The sequence below is a fragment of the Streptosporangium sp. NPDC004379 genome (genome assembly GCF_042873875.1).
Lineage (GTDB): Bacteria > Actinomycetota > Actinomycetes > Streptosporangiales > Streptosporangiaceae > Streptosporangium.
The window spans coordinates 103,571-116,893 of the sequence record NZ_JBIAMC010000013.1; the positions used below are offsets into that span (position 1 = coordinate 103,571).

At 74.0% G+C, this 13,323-nt stretch carries 14 protein-coding genes; 6 read left to right on the plus strand and 8 right to left on the minus strand.

The features are described from left to right. Positions 1-87 precede the first annotated feature (87 nt). On the minus strand, positions 88-594 hold the full coding sequence (locus tag ACFYSC_RS26195; RefSeq protein WP_389966745.1) for a MarR family winged helix-turn-helix transcriptional regulator: 507 nt from the start codon (positions 592-594) through the stop codon (positions 88-90). 150 nt (positions 595-744) lie between these two features. Next, positions 745-1,137, minus strand: a complete 393-nt coding sequence (locus tag ACFYSC_RS26200; protein ID WP_389966748.1) for an anti-sigma factor antagonist — start codon at positions 1,135-1,137, stop codon at positions 745-747. A 308-nt stretch (positions 1,138-1,445) separates the two neighbouring features. Here ACFYSC_RS26200 and ACFYSC_RS26205 point away from each other — a divergent pair, with 308 nt between their 5' ends. Beyond that, positions 1,446-1,847, plus strand: a complete 402-nt coding sequence (locus ACFYSC_RS26205) for a hypothetical protein (RefSeq protein ID WP_389966751.1) — start codon at positions 1,446-1,448, stop codon at positions 1,845-1,847. Positions 1,848-1,860: 13 nt separating this feature from the next. On the opposite strand, the gene ACFYSC_RS26210 is transcribed toward ACFYSC_RS26205, so the two are convergent. Next, positions 1,861-2,445, minus strand: a complete 585-nt coding sequence (locus tag ACFYSC_RS26210; RefSeq protein ID WP_389966754.1) for a PadR family transcriptional regulator — start codon at positions 2,443-2,445, stop codon at positions 1,861-1,863. A gap of 87 nt (positions 2,446-2,532) precedes the next feature. Between ACFYSC_RS26210 and ACFYSC_RS26215 the strand changes: the two genes are divergently transcribed. The 3 genes from ACFYSC_RS26215 to ACFYSC_RS26225 all read left to right on the plus strand — a co-directional run bounded on the left by ACFYSC_RS26215 (position 2,533) and on the right by ACFYSC_RS26225 (position 5,839). Continuing rightward, positions 2,533-3,153, plus strand: coding sequence for a hypothetical protein (locus tag ACFYSC_RS26215; RefSeq protein ID WP_389966757.1), 621 nt, complete (start codon positions 2,533-2,535; stop codon positions 3,151-3,153). 37 nt (positions 3,154-3,190) lie between these two features. Next, positions 3,191-4,510: a carotenoid oxygenase family protein gene (locus ACFYSC_RS26220; protein WP_389966760.1), complete on the plus strand. Its 1,320-nt coding sequence runs from the start codon at positions 3,191-3,193 to the stop codon at positions 4,508-4,510. A gap of 489 nt (positions 4,511-4,999) precedes the next feature. Further along, on the plus strand, positions 5,000-5,839 hold the full coding sequence (locus tag ACFYSC_RS26225) for a class I SAM-dependent methyltransferase (protein ID WP_389966763.1): 840 nt from the start codon (positions 5,000-5,002) through the stop codon (positions 5,837-5,839). A gap of 32 nt (positions 5,840-5,871) precedes the next feature. Here the strand turns inward: ACFYSC_RS26225 and ACFYSC_RS26230 are convergent, their stop codons facing one another. Next, positions 5,872-6,714, minus strand: a complete 843-nt coding sequence (locus ACFYSC_RS26230) for an AraC family transcriptional regulator (RefSeq protein ID WP_389966766.1) — start codon at positions 6,712-6,714, stop codon at positions 5,872-5,874. Positions 6,715-6,948: 234 nt separating this feature from the next. Between ACFYSC_RS26230 and ACFYSC_RS26235 the strand changes: the two genes are divergently transcribed. Then, positions 6,949-7,359 (plus strand): DUF2000 domain-containing protein, encoded by a 411-nt coding sequence (locus tag ACFYSC_RS26235; protein ID WP_362946545.1) that lies wholly within the window; start codon positions 6,949-6,951, stop codon positions 7,357-7,359. Here ACFYSC_RS26235 and ACFYSC_RS26240 read toward each other — a convergent pair. Then, positions 7,334-8,593, minus strand: coding sequence for an MFS transporter (locus ACFYSC_RS26240; protein WP_389966769.1), 1,260 nt, complete (start codon positions 8,591-8,593; stop codon positions 7,334-7,336). The two genes, ACFYSC_RS26235 and ACFYSC_RS26240, sit on opposite strands and share 26 nt — an antisense overlap. Before the next feature lie 13 nt (positions 8,594-8,606). Next, positions 8,607-9,224, minus strand: coding sequence for a DsbA family protein (locus ACFYSC_RS26245; RefSeq protein WP_389966772.1), 618 nt, complete (start codon positions 9,222-9,224; stop codon positions 8,607-8,609). A gap of 235 nt (positions 9,225-9,459) precedes the next feature. Between ACFYSC_RS26245 and ACFYSC_RS26250 the strand changes: the two genes are divergently transcribed. After that, entirely contained in the window at positions 9,460-11,022 is a 1,563-nt protein-coding gene (locus tag ACFYSC_RS26250) for a PLP-dependent aminotransferase family protein (protein WP_389966775.1), read from the plus strand. Positions 11,023-11,126: 104 nt separating this feature from the next. On the opposite strand, the gene ACFYSC_RS26255 is transcribed toward ACFYSC_RS26250, so the two are convergent. Both ACFYSC_RS26255 and ACFYSC_RS26260 read right to left on the minus strand, forming a co-directional pair. Continuing rightward, on the minus strand, positions 11,127-12,404 hold the full coding sequence (locus tag ACFYSC_RS26255; RefSeq protein ID WP_389966778.1) for an aminotransferase class I/II-fold pyridoxal phosphate-dependent enzyme: 1,278 nt from the start codon (positions 12,402-12,404) through the stop codon (positions 11,127-11,129). A 145-nt stretch (positions 12,405-12,549) separates the two neighbouring features. Continuing rightward, positions 12,550-13,299, minus strand: coding sequence for an HNH endonuclease family protein (locus ACFYSC_RS26260; protein ID WP_389966781.1), 750 nt, complete (start codon positions 13,297-13,299; stop codon positions 12,550-12,552). Positions 13,300-13,323: the final 24 nt, after the last annotated feature.

Here is a 13,323-nt window from a genome sequence, read left to right on the forward strand (position 1 = left end):
AAGGGAAATCGGAATGACGGCTTTTTCATGTCCGGCGCCCGAAACCCCGCCTCCCCGCGGGGGACCGGGCATGGGGGCGGAGGCCGTCTAGACGTCGGGCCAGCCGAGGGGGTGGGCGGCGCCCACCGGTGGCTCGCCGCCCGCCTCGTTGAAGGCGGTCATCGCCGAGACGAGGGCGTGGCGCTGGCCGGCGGACATCCGGGAGACGATGTCGGCGATCTCCTCGCGGCGGCGGGCGGTGACCTCGTCGACGATGCGCCGTCCCTCCTCGGTGAGGCGCATCAGGGTCTCCCGCCGGTTCCGCGGATTGACCTCGCGGACCACCAGCCGGGAGGCGGCGAGGCGGTCGGCCATCCGCATCGCCGTCGAGGGGTTGACGTTGAGCCGCTCCGCCATCGTGACGAGCTTGGTGTCCCCGTGGCCCGCCAGGACGACGAGCATGCGGAACTGCGGCAGGGTGACCTTGTCCTCGACCGCGCCGAGGGACCGGGCGGCGATGGCGACGAGCAGGCGCGAGCCGGTGAGAACCGCCGAGACGACCGCGGAGGGGTCCTCCCCGTCCGCGCCCACCCGGCTCGCCTGATGCTCCGACATAGGCTCTGTTCTACACGGCGCGTCCGTCAGACCCGTCTTCACCTGGCCTGTTCCACCGCGGACGTCGCCGTCCACCGGCCCCGCGCCACCCCGGCCGTCCCCGCGTCCTCGCGGGTCCCGCTCCTCCGCACCCGGTCGCCCCGGGCGTCGTCACCCGTCCTCTCGGAACGGCGCCAGATGCTCGGCGGCCTCGTCGACCGTCGCGTACGCCCGGAGCTCCCGGGTCAGACCGGTGAGCGCGAGCAGGCGGGCGAAGCGCGGCCGGACCCCGCTGAGAACCAGCCGCCCGCCCGCGGCCAGCACGCCGCGCAGCCCGCCCACCAGGACGCTCAGCCCCGACGAGTCGCAGAAGAGGAGTTCCTCGGTGTCGATGACGATGTGCGGCGGGGTGATGAGCGCCATCGCCTCCGAGAGGCGTGCCCGCAGGAGGGGCGCCGCGGCGAGGTCGAGTTCGCCGGCCAGACGCAGGATGACGACGTCGCCGCGCAGCCCGGTGGTCACGGAGAAGGCGGCAGGTCGACCGTGGCCCGTTCTTTCCCGCACGACATCCTCTTCGCCCGCTCGTCTGGGCGGCGGTCGCACCCGAGCGGCCCTTCGTCCGTTTCACCCTGGACCGTCCGCGTGCGGCCCGAGCGGCTTGCCGATCCATCATTGCACAGTGCAATTGAACCGGGAAAAGGCCCCCCGACCAGGCCGCGCCCCCACCGCGCGCTCGGTGACCAGCGGGTTCACCGCGGTGCGGGCCTCCCACCGCATCAGGGCGGGCCGGGGACGACCGGTATCCGCCGGATAACGATTCGCTGTCACCGCCATCCCGGCGGAGCCCGCGACCGTCTCAGAGAAGCATGAAGATGCTGATGCTTCGGCTGGCCCACACCCTGCGCATGATGCGGGCGCGGACTCTGACGAGCCACCTCCCGGCCACATCCCTGGAGTATCTGTACGTTCATTTCGGCCGCGAGATCCTGGCCAGAGCCGCCACGGACCGGGCCCTGTCCGACGCGATCGCCCGCGAGGTCGCCGTCATCGACGAGACCCTGCGGCGGGAGGGCGCCCGCCCCGGCCCCGTTGAGCTGCGTTCCTTCCTCATGGGGTACGGCCAGGGCGTGATCGACTCGGCCGTGATCCGCCCGGACCTCGTCGCCCAGGACACGAGCTGCGAAGGCCCCTACCCCAGCTCCGTCGTACGGCTCGGCGCGCTCAGCCAGAAGGCGTTCGCCGACGGCCTGCTCCGGCTCCGGCCCGGGGTCTGACGAACCGGCACGGTCACCGGCCCTCCGGGCGGCCGGGCGCTCCGGATGCTCCGGGCGGCCCCGCCGCCTGGAGCGCCGCGCCGCGCTCCTCGATCCGCCGTTCGGCCCAGTCCGCCCACTCGCGCTGCATGGCGCTGAAGCGCAGGCCCCATTCCAGGGCGAGCCGGCCGTAGAACGCCAGGTCGTCCTCCTCCGCCGAGACGGCGTCGCTCAGCGCCGCGAGGTCACGCCCGGACTGCTCGGCGGTCTCCGCCAGCCGCCGCAGGTAGGCGCGTGCCTGCTCAGGCTCGACCTGCCCCAGGAAGAACACGCGCAGGAGCGTCTCGCTGCGGCCCGTCCGCACCGGCGCGACCTCCGTCAGCCAGTGCCGGAGCTCGGCGCGGCCGGATTCGGCGATGGCGTACTCCTTGCGGCCCCTCGGCCCCTCGGCGACCACCTCCACCAGGCCGGCCTCCGCCAGACGGCCCAGCTCCGCGTAGACCTGGCTCTGGGTGGCGGGCCACACGTTGGCCAGTGAGACATTGAAGATCTTCAGCAGGTCGTAGCCACTGGCGGGCTCTCCGGACAGAAGGCCCAGCAGCGCATGTCGAAGGCTCATGAGTTCACCCTATATTCCTGCGTTGACATGTCGTGAAAGGAGGTTCTAGTCTCGACATGTCTAAACAGGAACGTCAGGAGCCCCCACATGGTCCGCAGTCTGCTCGGCTTCCTTCCGTGGATCGCCTACGCCGTCGTCGCCACGAGCGACGAGTGGCGCTACGGCGCGATCCTGGGGCTCGTGATCGCCGCCGGGGTGATCGTCGCCGACCGCCGGACCGGCAGCACGTGGGACCAGATGGTGATCGAGGTCAGCGCCGCGGTGTTCTTCCTGCTGGTCACCCTGCTCTCCTTCGCCGACCCCGGCTCCCCGCTCATGCCGTACGGCCCGGCCCTGGTCAACGCCTGGCTCGCGCTCACCGCCTGGGGGTCGCTGGCCGTGCGCAGGCCGTTCACCCTCGGCATCGCCCGCCGGACGACCCCGCCCGAGGTGTGGCGGACCCCGCTGTTCCTCCGGGTCAACGCCGTCATCACCATGGTGTGGGGGGCGGCTTTCACCGCCGCCGCCGTCACGCTCGCCGTCCTGCTCCACGAGGCCCCGCACGCGACCGCCGCCGTCGTCGCCGTCAAGGTCCTCAGCTTCGCCGCCCCGGCGGTCTTCACCGTCCGCTACCCGAAGGCCGTCGCCCGGCGCCACCGGGCCGCCGGCCACGCCGCCGACCGGACCACCGGCCGGACGACCGACCACGCCACCGGCCACACCGCCTGATCCGCACGAACCGAGACCGCGAGATCCGGAGCCGCACATGACCACCGAGACACCGTTCTACCTGGCGGGCCACCTCGCCCCCGTCCCCGACGAGATCGACGCCGCCGACCTGCCGGTCACCGGCGCGCTCCCGGCCGAGCTGACCGGCCGCTACCTCCGCAACGGCCCCAACCCGCTGCCCGGACAGGACCCGGGCCACTGGTTCACCGGCCACGGGATGCTCCACGGCGTGCGGCTCCGCGACGGCCGCGCCGAGTGGTACCGCAACCGCTGGGTCCGCACCCGGCGCCTCACCGAGGGCGCGCCCTTCATCCACGTCGACGGCACCGTGGACCGCACGGCCGTCCCCGCCAACACCCACGTCGTCCACCACTCCGGCAGGATCCTCGCGCTCGTCGAGAACGGCCTGCCGTACGAGGTGACGCCCGAGCTGGGCACGGTCGGGCCGTGCGACTTCGGCGGCCGGCTCACCACCGCGATGACCGCGCACCCCAAGCAGGACCCGGTCACCGGGGAGCTCCACTTCTTCGGGTACGGCTTCACCGCCCCCTACCTGACCTACCACCGCCTGTCGGCCGGCGGCGAGCTGGTGGAGAGCCGGGTCGTGGACGTGCCGGGGCCGACCATGATGCACGACTTCGCGATCACCGAGCACCACGTCGTGTGGCTGGACCTGCCCGTCGTCTTCGACATGGAGCTCGCCGGACGCGGCGGCCTGCCGTACCGCTGGGACGACGCCTACGGCGCCAGGATCGGCGCGATGGACCGCGCGGGGCGGGTGACCTGGTTCGAGGTCGACCCCGGCTACGTCTTCCACGTCGGCAACGCCCGCGAGGACGCCGCGGGCCGGATCACGCTGGACGCCGTCCGCTACTCCCGCGACGCCTTCACCGGGATCTGGCCTCTCGTCGGCGGCGGCCCCGACCCCGCCTCCCGCACCGGCGGCGCCGTGCTGCACCGCTGGACGCTCGACCCGGTGAGCGGCACGGCCGCCGAGGAGCAGCTCGACGACCGCCCCGTGGAGTTCCCCACGCTGAACGACGCCCACGTCGGGAGGGCGAGCAGGTTCCGCTACGCGGTCTCGTCCGGCGCGGTGGTCAAGTACGACACCGAGACCGGCACGAGCCGGGCCGTCGAGCTGGACGGGCGGCCCGGCGAGACGGTCTTCGTGCCCGCCTCCGCCGCCCGGTCCGAGGACGACGGCTGGCTGCTGTCGATCGTCACCGACCGGCGGGGCGAGAGCTCCGAGCTGCTCGTCCTCGACGCCGCCGGGCTGGACTTCACGGCCTCCGTACGGCTCCCGCGCCGCGTCCCTGCGGGCTTCCACGGCTCCTGGATCCCCGACGGGAACGACTGAACCGTGCTCATGGCGACGCTGCGCGTCGCGGCTCGGGGGCTCTTACCCGATGTCTTCCCTCGTCGATCACTCGCTACGCTCGCTCTCTCCTCAGTCCAGACACCGGCGCCCCCGAGCAGGCTCATGGCGACGCTGCGCGTCGCGGCTCGGGGGCTCTTACCCGATGTCTTCCCTCGTCACTCTGTATTCATTGCGACACTGCGTGTCGCGGCTCGGGGCTCTTGGTCCGGTGTCTTCCCTCGTCACTCCGCCGCTTCGCGGCTGCGTTCCTCAGTCCAGACACCGGCGCCCCTCGCGGCTCTCCTCAGTCCAGACACCGGCGCCCCCGAGTGGGTCCGTGGACCGTCCGGAGGCTCACCGGGGCGGACGCGCCGGGCGGCGCGCCCGCCACTCCCGCGAACCTCACGTTGAGACCCATGACGATCACTCTCCGATACGATCGGAGCCCTGTCATGATCATCGGAACACGGTCTCGACGTGGGGAGAGACGTGAAGAACCACAATCGGGCGAGCCTCGCCCACCAGATCCGGTACGCCCTCCGCCGCCCCGGGCGGATCCCCCGGCACCTGCGGCGCGCGACCAGGAACGCCTGGCTCCGGCTGCGCACCTCCGACCATGTCGGCTACTACCGCGCCATCATGAGGTCCGACGCCGCCCGCGGCGCCCACGCGGCCGTCGGCGGCAAGGCGCACCGGCGCTGGCTGGCCGCCGGTCAGATGCAGTTCGACTACCTCGTACGGCACGGCCTCGCACCCGGCCACCGCATGCTGGAGATCGGCTGCGGCAACCTGCGCGCCGGACGCCTGTTCATCGGCCACCTGGGCACCGGCGACTACTACGGCGTGGACATCTCCCCCGACATCCTGTTCGCCGCCCAGGACGTCGTCGCCGGCCACGGCCTGCGCGAGAAGCTCCCCCACCTCACCGTGATCAGGGACATGCGCTTCGACTTCCTGCCCGACGCGATGTTCGACGTGGTGCACGCGCACAGCGTGTTCTCCCACTCCCCGCCCGAGGTGATCGAGGAGTGCTTCGCGCACATCGGGCGGATCATGAAGCCGGACGGCTGGTTCGACTTCACCTTCGACCGTACCGAGGGCGAGGAGCACCAGGTCCTCGGCGAGGACTTCTACTACCGCACCGAGACCCTGGTCACCCTCGCCGGGAAGCACGGCCTGCGGGCGACGTTCATGGACGACTGGGAGAGGCTCTCCCACAGGCAGTCCAAGATCCGTATCACGTTCCCGGACCGTGTCACCGCCGATCTCCCCCGTCCGGGCGTCGCGGCGGTCCCTCCCCAGGCTCCCGCCGCCGGGGTCCAGCGCTGACGGCTCCGGATCCGGAGAACCCGGGCGGCTCCTCAGGCCACGGCCCGACGGTAGGCGCCCGGAGTCACCCCGTAACAGCGGACGAACCACCGGGTCAGATGCCCCTGGTCGGTGAACCCGGTCTCCGCCGCGGCGTCGGCGATCGGCACGCCGCCAGCCAGCAGGTCGCGGGCCGCCCGCAGGCGGAGCTGCCGCCGGTAGTCGCTCGGCGCCATGCCGTACACCGCCCGGAAGGCGCGGTAGACGGCGAAGCGGCTGGAGCCTGCCGCCACGGCCAGCTCGTCGGCGGTGATGTCGGCCCGGTAGTCCGCCCGCAGCGCCTCGGCCGCCCGCGCGGCGAGGACTGCCGCGCCGCGGGAAGCCGGGGCCCCGCGGCTCCACCGGGGACCGGAGGCGGGGCCCGAAGCGGCGGCGCGGGCGGCCATGGCGCGTACGGCGGCGTCGAGCAGCTCGTCGCGGAGCAGCGCGGGAGCCCCGCCGAGCAGCGCCGCGTGCAACCGGCGCAGCGCCGTCGCGAGGACCGGGTCGTGGACGACCGGATCGGGGAACAGCGGAAGACCCACCGGGCGGCCCGCGGCGTCGGACAGCGCGCCGGCGACGAGTTCGGGGGCGAGGTGGACGATCCGGTAGGTGAACCCCAGCTCGTCGCCGGCGCGGCCGTCGTGCGGCTCGTCGGGGTTGAACGCCAGCACCATCCCAGCCGTGCTCCGGTGTCGCCCGCCCCGGCAGGTGAACGCCTGCACCCCGGCGTCGGTGACCCCGAACGAGTAGGTCTCGTGGCTGTGACGGTGGTAGGTGTGCCGCTCGAAGTGGGCGTGCATCGCCTCCAGCCCCGGGCGGGGCGATCTCCAGTACCGGGACCAGTCACGCGGCATGCGTCCATTGTCCCGCCTGAACCGCCCGAACCGCCCGTGCCGCCTGTCCTGTGGTCCCGTCTGCCGGACCTGACCCTCCCTGCCCGCCTGCCCCGCTGTTCCGCCGTCCGACCCGTCCCGCCCTCCTGCCGTCCCGCCCTCCTGCCGGCCCGCCGGCCCGCCGGCCCGCCGGCCCGCCGGCCCGCCGCACGAGCGTCCAAGACCCGGCGGGGACCGCGCGGTCAGGCTGGGCCCATGCGTTTCGATACGAAGATCGGCATCGTGGTGCGCGAGGACCTCGCGGTCTGGCAGAAGCTCAACGTCACGGCCTTCCTGGCGAGCGGGGTGGCCGGCGGGGAGCCGCGGGTGACGGGCGAGCCGTACGCCGACGGGTCGGGCAACTCCTACCTCGCGATGTTCCGCCAGCCCGTCCTCGTCTACGCGGCCGACGCCCCGGGTCTGGCCGCCGCCCACTCCCGGGCGCTGGCCCGCGGCCTCGATGTGGCCCTCTACACCGAGGAGCTGTTCAAGACCGACAACGACGAGGACAACCGGGCGGCGGTGCGCGACGTGCCGGCCGAGGAGCTGCGCCTGGTCGGCATCGCGGTCCACGGACCGCGGAACGCCGTCGACAAGGCCCTCAAGGGACTTCGCCTGCATCAGTGAGCCGCACCGCGGCGGGTCTGGCCCGGCCGGCCGGACGGGCCCTCTCGGCCCAGCGTACGGCCGGGCCCGTCGCCAGGCCCGCCAGCAGGAACAGCCCGCCCAGCGCGAACCAGCCCGGGGCGCCCCAGCCCACGACCATCGTGGTGAGCAGCAGGGGGCCGAGCATCCTGGCGACCGCCGTGCCCGCGCCGTAGAAGCCCTGGTACTGGCCCTGCCGGTCCGCGGGGGCCAGGCCGAACCCGATCTCCCAGGCCCCCGGCGCCTGCATCAGCTCGCCGGCCACCTGCAGGCAGGCGGCCACCACCAGGACCGCCCCGGCCGCCCAGGCGGAGGGGACGGCCGCCGACAGCGCGAACACCGCGCACGAGGCGAGCATCGTCGCGCCGGCCCGCCGTACCGAGCGGGCGGCGGAGGCGAGGCCGGTCACCCGGCGGGCCGTCCGCACCTGGAACAGCACCACGCCCGTCGTGTTCAGCACCAGCAGCGCCGAGACCGTCCAGCCCGGCGCCCGGGTGTGCTGGGCGATCCACAGCGGGACGACCAGGCTGAGCATCGGCATGTACAGCAGCATGACCGTGTTCAGCAGGGTCACCAGGGCGTACGGCCGGTCACGCAGTACGGCCAGCGCGGGCTCTCCGGGCGGGGCGGGCGGCGCGGGCGGCACGGCGGGGAGGCGGAGCAGCACCAGCGCCGCCACCAGGAAGCTCGCCGCGTCCATCGCGAACACCGCCAGGTACGCCTCGCGCGTCCCCGCGTACAGGGCCAGCCCGCCCAGCGCCGCGCCGACCGCCAGCCCGGCGTTCACCGTGGCCTGGAGGTACGCGCGGACCCTCGTCCGCTCCCCGGGTCCCACCAGCGCGGCGAGCAGGGCCTGCCGGGCGGCGGCGAGGCCGCACTGGCAGCACCCGTACAGGCAGGCCGCCACCACGAAGGCGCCGAACGAGCCGGCGAGGAGGAACCCGGCGACCGCCGCGCCGGTCGCCACGGCCAGCAGTACGGCGACCCCCCGGGGCCCCCGGCGGTCGGCCAGGTGCCCGAGCGGGACCCCCGCGGCGAACCCGGCGGCCCAGCCGAGGGTCAGGCCGAACCCGACCTGCTCGGGGGAGAGCCCGGCGACGCGGGTGAAGTACAGCGCCGAGCACACGTAGTACGCGCCGTCGCCGAAGGAGTTGGCGAGCTGCGCCAGCGCCAGGACGCGCGGCGTCCCGGGAGGCGGGATGATCCGGCCGGCCATGTCCGCCTCCCGCTCAGCGGGTGACCGGCGGGCGCGTGCGGCTCCGCTTCAGCTCGAAGAACCCGTCGGCGGAGGTGACGAGCAGGACGCCGTCCCAGAGGCGCCCCGCGTCCTCACCGCGCGGGATCGGGCTCACCACCGGCCCGAAGAAGGCGTTGACCGTGCCGTCCGGGCCGTGCACGTGGATCGCGGGGGTGCCGAAGTCCTCGCCGACCGGCCCGAGGGCTGCGCGGTTGGCGGCCTCCAGCTCCCCGTCCAGGTCGTCCGTGCCGGCGGCGTCGGCGAGTTCGGCGGGCAGGCCGGCCTCGGCCAGCGCGGCGAGGTAGAGGTCGCGGCCGGGCGGCGTCCTGTCGTGGTGGAGGCGGGTGCCGAGCGCGGTGTAGAGGTCACGGGTGGCGGCGGCGCCGTACTTCCGCTCGGCCGCGAGCGCCACCCGCGCCGGGCCCCACGCCTGGGCGAGCCACCCGACGTACCACTCCTCCAGCCCCTCGCGACCCTCGTTCAGCACCGCCAGGCTCATCACGCGGAAGCGGACCTCCACCTCGCGGACCCGCTCGACCTCCAGCAGCCACCGGGAGGCGATCCAGGCCCAGGGGCACTTCGGGTCGAACCACATGTCGACCGTCGTCATCTCGTCTTCCTCCTCATCGGGCACGCGCACAGGGCACGCGCATCGGGCACGCGGGGAGCCCGGCGGACGCCGGACCGGCGGCAGGGGACATCGGGGGGCGTCAGGGGGACACGTGCGGCCCGGTCGCGGTGCCGATCACGTTCGGCACCCACGTTACGGAGCCGATTGGCTCATCGTAAGATCCAATATCCGGCGAACCGGCCATGCCAATCCGAGGAGATCGAGGAGGGGGCGGATGGACGTCCATGTGAGCCTGACCGGCCGCGGCGACCTGTCCGCGCGCATCTACCGGCAGCTCCGCGAGGCCGTCCTGGACGGCCGGCTCCGGCCGGGCGAGCGGCTGCCGCCCACGCGCGAGCTGGCCCGGCGGCTGGAGGTCTCCCGCAACACGGTGTCGATCGCCTACGACCGGCTGACCGCGGAGGGCTTCCTCGTCGGCCGGGTCGGCGCGGGCACCTTCGTGTGCGACGAACCGCCCGGCCGGACGCTCCCGAGGAGCGCGCCGGCGGGCGGCGACGTACTCCCCCGGGCCTTCTGGCGCTTCGCCGCGCCGGAACCGCGGACCGGGACGGCGGCCCTTCCGGAACCGGAAGCCAGGACGGCGGCCCTCCGGGAACCGCGGACCGGGGCGACGGCCCTCCGAGAGCCGGAAACCGGGGCGGCGGCCCTCCGGGATCCGGGGACCGGCGCGGCCGTCCCGCCGCCCTACGACTTCCGGGTGGGCGTCCCCGACCCGGAGCTGTTCCCGCTGGAGACCTGGCGCCGCCTCCTGGCCCGCGAGCTCCGCGCCGCCCTCGTCCGGCCCGCCGGGTACGCCGACCCGGCCGGGCATCCCGGGCTGCGCGAGGCGATCGCCCGGTACGCGGGGGTGTCCCGTTCGGTGCGGGCCGGTGCCGCCGACGTGCTGGTCACCGCCGGCGCGCAGCAGGCGCTGGACCTCGTCGGGCGGGTGCTGATCGAACCCGGCGACCTGGTCGCGGTCGAGGAGCCGGGCTACCCGCCGGCGCGGACGCTGCTGCGGTCACTGGGCGCCCGCGTCACCGGCGTGCCGGTCGACGCCGAGGGGCTGGTCGTCTCCGCCCTCCCCGACGCCGCCCGCCTGGTCTACGTGACGCCCTCCCACCAGTTCCCGCTCGGCACGCCGATGTCCCTGAACCGCCGCGCCGCGCTTCTGGAGTGGGCCGTACGGCGGGGCGCGGTGGTCGTCGAGGACGACTACGACAGCGAGTTCCGGTTCGAGGACCGCCCGCTGGAGCCGCTGCAGAGCCTCGACCGGGACGGCCACGTCGTCTACGTCGGGTCCTTCTCCAAGACGCTGCTGCCCGCGCTGCGCCTCGGCTTCCTGGTGGCCCCGGCCTCGCTGCTGCCCGCGCTGCGCGCCGCCCGGCTGCTCACCGACCGGCACGGCGAGCCGTCCGCGCAGGCGGCGCTGGCGAGGTTCCTCGACGAGGGACTGATGGGACGGCACATCCGCCGGGCGACGCGCGAGTACGCTGCCCGCCGGGAGCGGATCGCCGCCGCGCTCCGGCGGGACTTCGCCGGACTGCTCGACCCGGTGCCCTCCGCGGCGGGCCTGCACCTGTGCGCCCGGGTCTCCTCCGGCGTCCGGCTGGACCCGGGCGAGGTGGTCTCGCGCGCCCGGACGGCCGGGGTCGCGGTGGAGGCGCTGGCCGCCTACTGCGCCGAGCCGCCCGCCCAGGCGGGGCTGGTGATCGGCTACGGGGCGATCACGCCGGAACGGATCGCGCCCGGGATGCGGCGGCTCGCGGAGATCGTCCGGGCCGCCGCCCGGGGCTGACGACGGGCGGGTCCCCGGGTCGCGCGGGAGGTCACCGCACCACCCGGGAGACCTCCCGGAGTCCGATCCTCCGCCTGGCCCCGTGGAACCCCTGACCCGGATCCCTATCCGGCCCGCTCCAGCAGCTTCTCGGTGGCGACCAGCCGCACGCAGACGGTCAGCCCGGTGATCGCGAGCTCCAGTTCCGCCGGGTCAGGGTAGGTCGGCGCGATCCGGATCGTGCTGTCGTGGGGGTCGTCCCCGTACGGGTGGGTGGCGCCCGCGGGGGTCAGCGCGATGCCCGCCTCGCCCGCCCGGCGCACGACCTCGCGCGCGCAGCCCGGAAGGACGTCGAGCGTGACGAAGTAGCCGCCCGCCGGGGTGGTCCAGGAGGCCAGGCCGGTGCCGCCGAGCTCCTTGGCGAGGACCGTCTCCACCAGGTCGAACTTCGGCCGGAGCAGCTCGGCGTGGCGGCGCATGTGCGCGAGGACGCCGTCGGTCTCGCCGAAGAACTCCACGTGGCGGAGGTGGTTCAGCTTGTCGGGGCCGATGGTGCGCTTGGCGGTGTTCTTCAGCATCCAGGCGACGTTCGCCTCGGACGAGCCGAAGAAGGCGACGCCACCGCCGCTGAAGGTGACCTTCGAGGTGGAGCCGAAGACGAAGGCGCGGTCGGGGTGACCGTGCTCGGCGCAGAGCGCCAGGACGTCGGCGATCTCCACCGGCGTGTCCGTGAGGTGGTGGACGGCGTAGGCGTTGTCCCAGAAGATCCGGAAGTCGGGTGCCGCCGCGGACATCGCCGCCAGGCGCCGCACCGTCTCGTCGGAGTAGGAGACGCCACTGGGGTTGCTGTACTTCGGTATGCACCAGATGCCCTTGATCTGGGCGTCCTCGCTCACCAGGCGTTCCACGACGTCCATGTCGGGGCCGTCTGCGGTCATCGGAACGGAGATCATCTCGATGCCGAAGCGCTCGCACAGGGCGAAGTGGCGGTCGTAACCGGGAACCGGGCACAGGAAGGCGATCCGCGGCTCGTCGACCCAGCGGCGGTCGGCGCCGGGAATCCGGTCGAGCAGGGCGTGCACGATGGAGTCGTGCATCAGCGCGAGGCTGGAGTTGCCGGCCGCGACGAGCTGACCGGCCGGGACCTGCAGCGGTCCGCTGAAGATCTCCCGGAGCTCGGGGAGCCCCTGGAGGCCGCCGTAGTTGCGGCAGTCGGCCCCGTCGGCGGCGGTGTGGCCGCCGGGCAGGGTGAGCATCCGGTCGGCGAGGTCGAGCTGGCGTGCCGACGGCTTGCCCCTCGTGAGATCGAGGGAGAGCGCGCGCGCCTTGAGCGCCTCGTAGTCGCGCAGGGCGCTGTCGTGCCGGGCGGCGAGCTCGCCGGGGTCCGAAGCGGGAATCGTCACGGGGTTCCTCCGCCTGACGGTCGCGGGTGGGGCTTCGCACGAAAGGATAGGAGATCGCCACGGCCGGATCGCGGCATTGACCGCTGATCCGGGAATCCCGCAGCGTCCCGGGAGGCCGTACGGCGTCCCCGGGCGTCCCCGGGGCTCAGCGGCACTGGGCCAGCATGACCTTCTTGTCGCTCCGTCTGACCGGGAGACCGTACTTCAGCGCGACCTGCGCGAAGCGGACGACGTAGGCGCAGCGGATCCGGCGCGACGGCGGCAGCCAGGTGGCCGGTCCCGCGCCGCCCTTGGCCTGGTTGGCGGCGCCGTGCACCGGCATGAGGTTGAGCGGGTCGTTGGCGATGCGGATCCGCTTGGACAGCGGCCACCGGGAGGCGCCCATCCGCCACTCGTAGGACAGCGGTATCACGTGGTCGACCTGGACCGCGCCGGCCCGCTCCCTGCGCCACCGGATCGTCCTGCCGGTGTACGGGTCGCGCAGCCGCATCGCCACGACGACGCAGCGCGACCCCTTCCGGCGCGTGACGCCGTCGCCGTCGCGGGCGAGGACGTCGTCGCGGGTCCGGCAGCCGTTGCGCGCGTACGGCACGCCCCTGGCCCGGTCGCTCCAGTTCTCGCCGAACCTCGTCCGGCTGTACCCCTTCACCGGCCCCACCCGGCCGACCCGCACCCTGGCGATCAGCCTGCGAGCCACCGCCCGGTCCCGCGTGGACAGGACCGGCGCCAGCCCCGGCCGCACGCCCCGGGGGTTGTCGAGCGGGACGGCCCTCGCCCGGGTGCCGCTCCGCGCCGACGCCGCGGTGTCGCTGTCCGCCCGGGTGCCGGACTGCCCTGTCAGCGAGAACATCACGGCCGCGCCGAGCACGGCGGCGACCACCCCCCGTGCGCCCAATCGTGCCTCCGGAACGAGTGACAG

Excerpts from the sequence above, each read along its gene's own strand:
- ACFYSC_RS26215 (WP_389966757.1), top strand. The coding sequence starts at position 2,533 with ATGGTCCGCAGTCTGCTCGGCTTCCTTCCGTGGATCGCCTACGCCGTC.
- ACFYSC_RS26210 (WP_389966754.1), bottom strand. The coding sequence starts at position 2,445 with ATGAGCCTTCGACATGCGCTGCTGGGCCTTCTGTCCGGAGAGCCCGCC.
- ACFYSC_RS26230 (WP_389966766.1), bottom strand. The coding sequence starts at position 6,714 with ATGCCGCGTGACTGGTCCCGGTACTGGAGATCGCCCCGCCCGGGGCTG.
- ACFYSC_RS26195 (WP_389966745.1), bottom strand. The coding sequence starts at position 594 with ATGTCGGAGCATCAGGCGAGCCGGGTGGGCGCGGACGGGGAGGACCCC.
- ACFYSC_RS26205 (WP_389966751.1), top strand. The coding sequence starts at position 1,446 with ATGCTGATGCTTCGGCTGGCCCACACCCTGCGCATGATGCGGGCGCGG.
- ACFYSC_RS26240 (WP_389966769.1), bottom strand. The coding sequence starts at position 8,593 with ATGGCCGGCCGGATCATCCCGCCTCCCGGGACGCCGCGCGTCCTGGCG.
- ACFYSC_RS26245 (WP_389966772.1), bottom strand. The coding sequence starts at position 9,224 with ATGACGACGGTCGACATGTGGTTCGACCCGAAGTGCCCCTGGGCCTGG.
- ACFYSC_RS26220 (WP_389966760.1), top strand. The coding sequence starts at position 3,191 with ATGACCACCGAGACACCGTTCTACCTGGCGGGCCACCTCGCCCCCGTC.
- ACFYSC_RS26250 (WP_389966775.1), top strand. The coding sequence starts at position 9,460 with ATGGACGTCCATGTGAGCCTGACCGGCCGCGGCGACCTGTCCGCGCGC.
- ACFYSC_RS26235 (WP_362946545.1), top strand. The coding sequence starts at position 6,949 with ATGCGTTTCGATACGAAGATCGGCATCGTGGTGCGCGAGGACCTCGCG.